At 71.3% G+C, this 9,738-nt stretch carries 10 protein-coding genes; 5 read left to right on the top strand and 5 right to left on the bottom strand.

Annotation, left to right across the window (positions count from 1 at the left end; translation table 11 throughout):
• Positions 1 to 152 precede the first annotated feature (152 nt).
• Positions 153 to 530 carry a hypothetical protein gene (locus tag HY68_RS29640; protein WP_041994657.1) on the bottom strand — a complete coding sequence of 126 codons (378 nt, stop codon included), beginning with the start codon at positions 528 to 530 and terminating at the stop codon, positions 153 to 155.
• Positions 531 to 562: 32 nt separating this feature from the next.
• Entirely contained in the window at positions 563 to 835 is a 273-nt protein-coding gene (locus HY68_RS29645) for an SCO5918 family protein (protein WP_041994660.1), read from the bottom strand.
• A 127-nt stretch (positions 836 to 962) separates the two neighbouring features.
• Here HY68_RS29645 and HY68_RS29650 point away from each other — a divergent pair, with 127 nt between their 5' ends.
• Positions 963 to 1,610, top strand: a complete 648-nt coding sequence (locus tag HY68_RS29650; RefSeq protein WP_041994663.1) for a peptide deformylase — start codon at positions 963 to 965, stop codon at positions 1,608 to 1,610.
• Here HY68_RS29650 and rho read toward each other — a convergent pair.
• Entirely contained in the window at positions 1,582 to 2,739 is a 1,158-nt protein-coding gene (gene rho / locus HY68_RS29655) for a transcription termination factor Rho (protein ID WP_041994666.1), read from the bottom strand. The two genes, HY68_RS29650 and rho, sit on opposite strands and share 29 nt — an antisense overlap.
• A gap of 212 nt (positions 2,740 to 2,951) precedes the next feature.
• Entirely contained in the window at positions 2,952 to 3,590 is a 639-nt protein-coding gene (locus HY68_RS29660; protein ID WP_041994668.1) for a GPP34 family phosphoprotein, read from the bottom strand.
• Positions 3,591 to 3,734: 144 nt separating this feature from the next.
• Here HY68_RS29660 and HY68_RS29665 point away from each other — a divergent pair, with 144 nt between their 5' ends.
• Together HY68_RS29665 and HY68_RS29670 are read left to right on the top strand one after the other, a co-directional pair.
• Entirely contained in the window at positions 3,735 to 4,991 is a 1,257-nt protein-coding gene (locus tag HY68_RS29665; protein WP_041994672.1) for an MFS transporter, read from the top strand.
• A gap of 26 nt (positions 4,992 to 5,017) precedes the next feature.
• A complete protein-coding gene (locus HY68_RS29670) occupies positions 5,018 to 6,118 on the top strand; it encodes a glutamate--cysteine ligase (RefSeq protein WP_041994675.1) in 1,101 nt (366 codons plus the stop codon).
• 45 nt (positions 6,119 to 6,163) lie between these two features.
• Here the strand turns inward: HY68_RS29670 and HY68_RS29675 are convergent, their stop codons facing one another.
• Positions 6,164 to 6,871, bottom strand: a complete 708-nt coding sequence (locus tag HY68_RS29675) for a cyclase family protein (RefSeq protein ID WP_041994678.1) — start codon at positions 6,869 to 6,871, stop codon at positions 6,164 to 6,166.
• A gap of 241 nt (positions 6,872 to 7,112) precedes the next feature.
• Here HY68_RS29675 and HY68_RS29680 point away from each other — a divergent pair, with 241 nt between their 5' ends.
• Both HY68_RS29680 and HY68_RS29685 read left to right on the top strand, forming a co-directional pair.
• The gene (locus HY68_RS29680; protein WP_041994680.1) at positions 7,113 to 7,949 is read left to right on the top strand and encodes an alpha/beta hydrolase; all 837 of its coding nucleotides are present in this window, start codon (positions 7,113 to 7,115) and stop codon (positions 7,947 to 7,949) included.
• Positions 7,950 to 8,110: 161 nt separating this feature from the next.
• Positions 8,111 to 9,652: an alkaline phosphatase D family protein gene (locus HY68_RS29685; protein ID WP_041994681.1), complete on the top strand. Its 1,542-nt coding sequence runs from the start codon at positions 8,111 to 8,113 to the stop codon at positions 9,650 to 9,652.
• Positions 9,653 to 9,738: the final 86 nt, after the last annotated feature.

The following is a 9,738-nucleotide window of genomic DNA, read 5'->3' on the forward strand; positions in this document are numbered from 1 at the left end:
CACCGCGGGCGGCGCGGGCACCGCACAGCGGCAGTCCTCGTACCGCGGCGCCGCGTAAAGCACCCGCACCACACGAAGCAGCCCCGGTACCCGGATTCGTCCGGGTACCGGGGCTGTGCGCTTTCGTGGCGCGCCGGTGGGTGCGGGGCCGGTCAGTGGTCGGAGTAGCTGACGTCTCCCACCGTCCAGGCCCCCACGTCCTCGATGGCCAGCCGGTACATCCCGCCGGTCTCCGGAATACCGAGGCTGCCCTGAAGGATCCTCGCGACATGGAAGTGCAGATGGGTCGGTGGCCCGGTCCGGTTCCCGGAGCGGGCCACCGCGTCGGCGGGGGTGAAGATGACGGAGAACGGCCCGAGCCGCTCCGAATCCTCCAGCACCTCGGCCACGCGTTGCCGCCACATGGCCTCGGGCGCCAACCGCCCTGTGATGACAGCACCTTGAACGACTACGGTGAGCGACATCTGATTGCTCTGTTCCGATTCGACCCTGGTGGCGATATCGACAAGCAATTCGTCGGGTTTCGACATGGGCGCAGACTCTACTACGCAGGTGGTGCGCCTCAGAGGAGCGCGACGGCCACCGGCTCTTCCTCGGGCACGGGTACGGGACGACAGGTGAATCCGAGACGGGTCAGCGCCCTGACCACCTCGCCGGACGAGAAATCGCGGCGGTCCTGGCGAGTGATCAGCTCGCCCACCTGCTTGACCGGGTAGACCCGGCGGCCGATGACCACGGACTCGCCCGTGACGGGTTCGGGCTTCACGCCCTTCATCGATTCCTGCACCTCGCTCTTGTTCAGCTCGAAGGGGAAGTGGGCGATGATGCAGCGCATAGTGCCTCGGCAGGGAGGAGGGAGTGGTGCGGAGACTCCAGCATCCCACGCCACAGGGGTGGGCCGGGTCATTGTGGCGGCCCGACCGGTGCAGCGGGTCCCGGCCGGTGTCTGGGAAGCTGGATCCATGCAGGCCATCGCGCTCACCGAACTCGTCGACGAAATCCTCGCGGGACCCGCTCCGCTGCCGCTCGTGCGCGCGGGGGCCCCGGTGCTGCGGCGCCCCACGCCGCGGTACGAGGGGGAGCTGGGGGACGAGCGCCTCGACCGGCTGGTGAGGGCCATGCGTGAGGCGCTGCACGCCGCCCCCGGTGTCGGTCTCGCCGCCCCGCAGGTGGGCGTTCCGCTGCGGCTCGCGGTCGTGGAGGACCCGGCCGAGGTGCCGCCGGAGACGGCTGAGGCACGTGGCAGGGTTCCGCTGCCTTTCCGGGTGCTGGTGAATCCCTCGTACACGCCGGTCGGTGACGGTGCCGCCGCCTTCTTCGAGGGCTGCCTCAGTGTGCCGGGCTGGCAGGCGGTGACGGCGCGGCACGGGACGATCCGGCTGCGCGGGCAGGACGAGCGGGGGAACACGGTCGACGAGGAGCTGTCCGGCTGGCCGGCCCGGATCGTGCAGCACGAGACGGACCACCTGGACGGGACGCTCTACCTCGACATCGCCGAGACACGGTCGCTGTCGACGACGCAGGACGTACTCGAACGGTGGGCGCAGCCCACTCCTGAGCTGGCCGCGCGGGAACTGGGGTTCACACTGCCGCGCGTGCGGGCACGGTGAGCTGGATCTGGCGCAGGAACGCGGCGTTGTCGGGAGTGCGGCGGAGCCGGTCCAGCAGTGTTTCCAGTGTGGCCTGACCGTCCTGGCTGTGCAGTGCGCGCCGCAGCCCGCGGACGGCGGTCAACTCGTCTGCGGGAAGCAGAAGTTCCTCGCGCCGGGTGGAGGAAGGTGTGAGGTCGACCGCGGGGTAGATCCGCTTGTCGGCCAGGGTGCGGTCGAGCCGCAGCTCCATGTTGCCGGTGCCCTTCAGCTCCTCGAAGTAGTAGGTGTCGGCGCGGGATCCGGTGTCGACGAGTGCGGTGGCGAGGATCGTCAGCGAACCGCCCTCCTCGGTGTGGCGCGCGGCGCCGAAGACCCGCTTGGGGCCCTGGAGCGCGCTCGCGTCGACGCCGCCGCTGAGCGTACGGCCGCCGGCGCCCGCCGCGTTGTTGTACGCCCGGCACAGCCGGGTGATCGAGTCGAGCAGGATGACCACGTCCTGGCCCTGTTCCACGAGGCGTTTGGCGCGTTCCACGGCGAGTTCGGCGAGGGCGACATGCGCCTTGGCCGGCTGGTCGAAGGTGGAGGCGAGCACTTCGCCGCGTACGGTGCGGCGCATGTCGGTGACCTCCTCGGGGCGTTCGTCGAGGAGCACCACCATCAGCAGGCACGCGGGGTGGTTGGCAGCGACGGACGCGGCGAGCTGTTGCAGCAGCATGGTCTTGCCGGTCTTGGGCGGGGCGACGATCAGGCCGCGCTGGCCCTTGCCGATCGGTGTGATCAGGTCGACGACACGCGAGGTCACACCGCCTGCCGGGCTCTCCAGCCGGAGCCGGTCACGCGGGTGCAGCGGGGTGAGGTCCGCGAAGTGCGGCCTGCCGTGCAGGGCTTGCGGCGGGCGGCCGTTGACCCGCTCGATGGTGGTGAGTACGTGCTTGGCGTCGCTGACGCCCTGGATCACGTCGCCCTTGCGCAGGCCGGCCCGGCGGATCTGGGCGGCGGAGAGCTGGACGTCGTCGGAGCGCGGCAGATAGTCGCCGACGCGCAGGAAACCGCGTCCGCCCGACGTGATGTCGAGGACGCCGTTGGTGGCGAGCCCGGCCGGCTGTTGTGACCGGACGGGGGGACTGTGTTCGAGAGTGGTAGTCATACGGGGGGTCCTTTCACGGACAGGGTGAAGTAGCGGCTCGACGGCCGGCAGAATCACTGGGCTGTGCTGGATCACCGTCGCGGAGGACGGGTGCGTCAGTCACAGAGACAGTCGACAGCGAACGCTGTCTGGAGGGAAGATGCACCGGCGCCGAAAACCCAGGCGTACACGAGTGCTGATAAGAACTGTACCACGCGCCGGATCCGGCAGGGTCAGCCCCCGCCGTTCGCCGACGCCGACTTCTCGCTCTGCACCACCCGTCGCACCGCGTGGGCGTGCCACTGGTCGCGCGCCAGCTCCCGCATGGCGCCGCGGAGTTGACGGGCGCCGGAGCCGGGGAAGAGCGGCCGTGCGAGATCGACGGCGGAGACGAGCCCGGCGAGCGCGCGGCTGCGCTCCTCGGGGAAGGACATCTTGCCGGCGGCGCCCAGCCGGGCGACGGCCGGGGTGGACCAGTCCGTACCGCCGGCCGGATAGCGGTGGAACGGGAAGATCCCAAGGGCCCGGTGCTTCTCCTCGCGGACCGCGCCGAGCTTCACCAGCCGTCGCAGGTAGAGGTCGGTGATCTGCCTCGACGTTCCCCTGATCCAGCCGCGCAGCCGCACCTCCCCGCCCTTGGCGACCAGCTTGACCAGGGCGTCGTCCAGCTCGGGGTCACCGGTGGGGCGCTTGTCCCTGACGACGACCTTGCCGCCCTGCTCGGCGACGCGTCCCGCCGCCGCCAGTTCCGCGAGCACCGCGCCCGCGACGCCGAGCCGTACGTATGCCATCTGGGTACGCGGCCGGCCGGTCTCCGGGTTGAGGGCCAGGAGCAGCAGCTCCTCGGGCAGGGTGACGACTGGCTGGTCCATCGGGCTCCCCCTCGACGCGTCTCTCGTACTGCGACGCGAAACGCTCCCCGGCCGGTTGCTCACGGGCCCTGTGGGAAGGGCGGGAGCCGTCTGATTTGCTGGTGGGGTTCCGCATGCACCGTACAGCGAAATGAGGCCCCGCAGGTGGCAGACCGTCCCGTGTCCCTCGTCAGCCTCATACCCGCCGTCTTCCTGCCCGCGCTGATCTTCGAGACGGGCATGGGGGCGCTCGCCCCGGTGCTCGCCCTCAGCGGCCGGGCGCTCGGCGCCTCCATCGGCGGGGCAGGGCTGGTGCTGGCGCTGGTCGGCGTCGGACAGATCCTCGGCGACGTACCCGCGGGGGCGCTCGCCGCGCGGCTCGGGGACCGTAAGGCGATGCTCGTCGCCGCGGGGGTCGCCGCGGTCACCCTGAGCTGCTGCGCCCTCGCCACCGAGCTGTGGCAGCTCGCGCTGGCCGTGACCGCCACGGGCGCGACCAACGCCGTCTTCGTCCTGGCCAGACAGTCCTATCTGACCGAGGTGGTGCCGACGGGGCTGCGGGCCAGGGCGCTGTCGACGCTGGGCGGAATGTCGCGGATCGGCGCCTTCGTGGGTCCTTTCGTCGGCGCTGTGATCCTCACCGGACGGCCGGTCCGCGACATCTACTGGCTGGCGCTGGTGTGCACGGCGGTGACGGCCGTGGTGCTGCTCGTGGTGCCCGACGTCGCCGACGAGTCGGTGGCCCGCCGCACCGGCAAGAACCCCGTGCCGGTCCGCACCGTCGTGCGCGACCACCGCCGGGTCTTTCTGACGCTGGGCTTCGCCGTCCTGCTGGTGGGCTCCGTACGGGCCACCCGGCAGACGGTGCTGCCGCTGTGGGCCGACCATCTCGGCCAGAGCGCCTCGGCGACCAGCGTCATCTTCGGGATCGCCGGGCTCGTCGACACGATGACCTTCTACCCGTCGGGCCGGATCATGGACCGGTACGGGCGGCTGTGGATCGCGGTGCCCTCGATGCTGGTCCTCGGGCTGACGATGGCGTCGCTGCCGCTCACCCACGGGCTCGTGTCGATCACCGTCGTCGCCATGCTCATGGGGTTCGGCAACGGGATCGGCAGTGGCATCCTGATGACACTGGGCGCCGATGTCGCGCCGCCGGCGACCCGCTCCCAGTTCCTCGGTGTGTGGCGGCTGTGCGCCGACTCCGGCAGCGCGGGCGGCCCGCTGGTGGTGTCGGCCGCCGCGGCCCTGGGCAGTCTGGCCGCCGGTATCATCGTGATGGGCGGCATGGGCGTCGTTGCCGCCGCCGCTCTGCTGCGCTGGGTCCCTCGTTACTCGGCCTTCGCGACGACGGGAACACGTCGGAGGAAAGCGGCGCCGGTCGCCGACCACGCCGACGATGAGACAAGCTACTCGCCCTAACGTCTCCTCGGGGAAAGGCAGTTCCAGTGCGCAGTGTCGGAGTGGAGGAGGAACTCCTCCTGGTGGATCCGGAGTCGGGTGAGCCCCGGGCCCTGTCGGCAGCGGTGCTCGCCGTCGCGGACCGGGCGTCGGACAGGGCAGGCGCCGACGACCACACGTTCGAGAAGGAACTGCACGGTCAGCAGTTGGAGTTCGCGACCCACCCGTGCACCGGCATGGACGATCTCGCCAACGAGATAGTCCGCTGGCGGCAGGACGCCGCCGAGCACGCCGCACAGGCGCAGGTGACGGTCGCGGCTCTCGCCACGTCACCGCTGCCGGTCAGTCCCACCGTGAACGCGGGGGAGCGGTACCGCTGGCTCCAGGAGCAGTTCGGCCTCAGCGTGCACAACCAGCTCACCTGCGGCTGCCATGTCCATGTGGCGGTCGACTCGGACGAGGAGGGCGTCGCCGTACTCGACCGGATCCGGCCGTGGCTGCCGGTGCTCCTCGCGCTGAGCGCCAACTCGCCGTTCTGGCAGGGCGAGGACAGCAGCTACAGCAGCTACCGCAGCCGGGTGTGGGAGCGTTGGCCTTCCGCGGGCCCCGTGGAGCCGTTCGTCACGGCGGAGCGCTACCACGAGCAGGTGCGGTCCATGGTCGGCACCGGTGTGCTGCGCGACGAGGGAATGATCTACTTCGACGCGCGGCTGTCCCACAACTACCCGACCGTCGAGATCCGGGTGGCCGACGTGTGCCTCGACGCCTCGACACCGGTGCTGCTCGCCATGCTCGTACGCGGACTGGTGGAGACGGCGGCGCGCCAGTGGCGGGCCGGCGACCCGGCGCCGCTCCACGGGGTCGGGGTGCTGCGGCTCGCCGCGTGGCGGGCCGGCCGCTCCGGTCTCGACGACACACTGCTCCACCCCGTCACGATGGTGCCCGAACCGGCCGCCGACGTCGTCGACTCGCTGCTCGCCCATGTGCACGACGCGCTGGAGGACAGCGGCGACCTGGCAGCCGCCCGTGCCGGTCTGGCCACGCTGCTGCGGGACGGCAACGGCGCGCGCGTCCAGCGCGACCTGCTGAGCCGCACCGGCAGTCTGCGCCAGGTGGTCGCCGAGTGCGCCCGCAGGACCCGCGGCTGACAGGTCGGCCCAGGGCCGGTCGGTCCGTACTCGGCCGGTCCGTGCTCAGCCGATCCGGGCGACGGCGCGTACGGGCGCGCCGTCCGCGCCGGCGAGCCGCAGCGGGAACAGTGACACCTCGATCCGCTGCCCGGCACGCTGCGCCTCGACCACCCGGTCGAGGCCGGTGAGATTCTCGGCGATGACACCGCCGGCGCCGCACAGCACCCGGTGGGCCGCCAGCCCGTCCCCGTCCTGCGGGTGCGGATCGCCAGGACCGGGTGTCGGGTCGACGCTGAGCGCGTCGACAGCGACCGTACGCACCCCGGTCGCCACGACCGCCTCCGCAGCCTCGGGGGTCAGCCAGGGGTGGCCGAGGTAGCGGTCGGTGCCCCAGTGCGCCGACCAGCCGGTGACGAGCAACAGGACGGTGCCGGGCCGCAGTCGGGGCAGTACGGGTGCCAGGTCCGTCACGGTGACGCCGGTACGCGGCGCGAGAGCGCGCAGATCGGCGGCGACGGCCGGCCCGGTGAAGCGCTCCAGCGGCAGCTCGTCGAGAGCGGGCCACCGGTCGTCCACGTGGTACGGCGCGTCGACGTGCGTGCCCGACTGCGAACCGAGGTGGACCCGCAGCACATTGACGCCGTCCTCGGCGGCGCGCAGCGCCGTGGTGATCTCGACCTCCGGATCGCCGGGGTAGACCGGCATGCCGGTGACAAGGGGAACGGACAGATCCAGCCACCCGGTGGGTACCGGTTCCTGCTGCGGTGTCATGGAGCGGCCTTTCTACGGGATCTGTGGAATCCAGGGGGCGCCGCGGGGTCGCCTCGGCGCCCCACGACCCGCCGGATCCTCCATTCTGGGCCGTGCGCCGGACGATTCCTCCACCCGGCCGTGACGACGCGTCCGATCGGGTAGCGATCCGCCCGACGCTGCTGACCTTGTCAGTCGTGCGGGCAATAAAGACCCGTGCCGGTCGTCGCCCGGCCTTCCCGCCGCTGCCCTACGGAGATTCATGAACCTCTCTCGCTCCCGTCTGTTCCGGCTGATCGGCACCACTGTCGCCGTCGGCATGGGAATCTGTGCCGTACCGGCGCAGGGTGCTTCCGCCGCGCCCGGCGGAGCGGGCACCGACCGGGCGAAGCCGACGGTGGTGCTGGTGCACGGCGCGTTCGCCGACGCGTCCGGCTGGGAGAACGTGATCGGGCGGCTGCACGGCGAGGGGTACCGCAACGTGATCGCCCCCGCCAACCCGCTGCGCGGTCTGGCGAGCGACTCGGCGTACATCGCGAGCTTCCTGAAGTCGGTGCGCGGACCGGTCGTCCTGGTCGGCCACTCCTACGGCGGAGCCGTCATCACCAACGCCGCCGCGGGGAACAAGAACGTCAAGGCCCTCGTGTACATCGCCGCCTTCGCCCCCACGGCGAAGGAGACCATCACCTCCATCAACAACAGGTTCCCGGCCACCCCCCTCGCGACGGCCCTCAACCCCGTGCCGTACTCGACCGGTACGAGCAGCGGTGTCGACGTCTACATCAAGCCCGACAAGTACCGCGACGTCTTCCTCAGCGACCGGCTCCCCGAGCCCGACGCCCAGGTCCTCGCCGCGACACAGCGACCGATCGACGCGGCGGCGTTCGACGAGCCCTCCGGCAAGCCGGCCTGGAAGACCATTCCCTCCTGGGCCCTGGTCGCCGAGCAGGACCACGCCATCTCGCCCGACGCGGAGCGCTTCATGGCGGAGCGGGCCCACGCGCGCACCATCGAGGTCGAGGCGCCGCACGCGGCCTTCCTCACCAACCCCGGCGCCGTCACCGGTCTGATCCGCGACGCCGCGCAGGCTGTCGGCTAGCCGGCAGGCCCGACGGCCACGAGAGGCCCCTCGATGCCGGAAATGGCCTGATCCCGCATCAGACGACACTTCGCTGTCATGACCCTGCCTGATGGACTTCGGGTGCCCGTGTCTGTGGGCCTGACATCTTTTGTGCGGCTGTGCCGCCTTGAGAAGGGAACATGACCATGCCCGAACTCACCCGCCGTCGACTGCTGGCCGCCGGCGCCGCCGCATCCGGCGCCGTGGCAGCGAGTCAGCTGCTGACCGCGCCGGCGGCCGGAGCGGCAGGCAGAAGACCGCTGGCCGCCGACCCGTTCACCCTGGGCGTCGCCTCCGGCGACCCGCTCACCACGGCCGTCGTCATCTGGACCCGGCTCGCCGTGGACCCGCTGAACGGCGGCGGGATGCCGGACTCGCCCGTCGCAGTGCAGTGGCAGGTGGCCCAGGACCAGTCGTTCCGCAAGGTGGTGCGCCGGGGGGTCGCCATCGCCGATCCGGACCTGGCCCACAGCGTGCACGTGGATGTGCGCGGCCTCGAACCCGGCCGCGTCTACTGGTACCGCTTCCGGGCCGGCACGTACGTCTCACCGGCCGGCCGCACCCGCACCATCGCGCGCGACCCGTCGAAGCTCCGGGTCGCCCTCGCCTCCTGCCAGAACTGGCAGAACGGCTACTTCACGCCGTACGCGGACATGCGCGAGCAGGAACCCGACATCGTGCTCTTCGTCGGGGACTACATCTACGAGAGCGCGCCCACCGCGTCCGCCGTACGTGTCCACGAGGGCTCGGGCGAGCCGTACAGCCTGCTCCAGTACCGCAACAGGTACGCGCAGTACAAGACCGACCCCGACCTGCTCGCGATGCACGCGGCGGCGCCCTGGATCGTGACCTTCGACGACCACGAGGTCGACAACGACTTCGCGGGCGACGTGCCGCAGGACCCCGCGCAGCAGTCGCACGACGCCTTCGTCTCCCGGCTGACCGCCGCCTATCAGGCGTACTACGAGCACATGCCGGTCAGGGCGAGCGCGGTGCCGAACGGCCCGCACCTCCAGATGTACCGGAGCTTCGACTTCGGCCGGCTCGCCCGGCTCAACGTCCTCGACACACGGCAGTTCCGCAGCGACCAGACCACGACCCAGGCCGGCGCCGAGGACCCCGCGATGACCATGCTCGGCGCGCCGCAGCGGGCGTGGCTGGCCGGCAACCTCGCGAGCTCGCACGCCCGCTGGAACCTGACGGCCTCACAGATCATGATGGCCGAGACCGATCTGCTGGCCGGGCCCGGCAAGGAGTGGTTCTACGACGCGTGGGACGGCTACCAGGTCGAGCGCAACGACCTGCTGGCCCGCTTCCGGCAGGTGGACAACCCGGTGGTACTGAGCGGTGACCGCCATCTGACCATGATCAGCGACCTGAAGCGGGACTACGCGGATCCCGGATCGGCCGTCGTCGGCGCCGAGTTCGTGGGCACCTCCATCAGTTCCAACGGCGACCAGGACGCGACCGCCTTCAACGCCATGTGGGACCCGCTGCGCGGCGACAACCCGCACTGGAAGGTCATCGACTACCACCGCGGCTACCACCTGTTCGACATCGGGGAGCGCGGTATCGACGCGCAGGTGCGGGTGGTCGGCACGGTGCTCAAGCCGCAGTCGGCCTCGACCACGCTGTCGAGCCTGCGGGTCGACGCGGGACGGCCCGGCGTCCACGTCGTCTGACGCCCGCCGGGCCCTCCACTGATCCCGCCCACCTGCCTGCCTGCACCTGTCCACCGGCCCGCCGTGCGCCGCCCTGGCGCGGCGGG

The organism is Streptomyces sp. AcH 505, assembly GCF_000818175.1.
Taxonomy (GTDB): domain Bacteria; phylum Actinomycetota; class Actinomycetes; order Streptomycetales; family Streptomycetaceae; genus Streptomyces.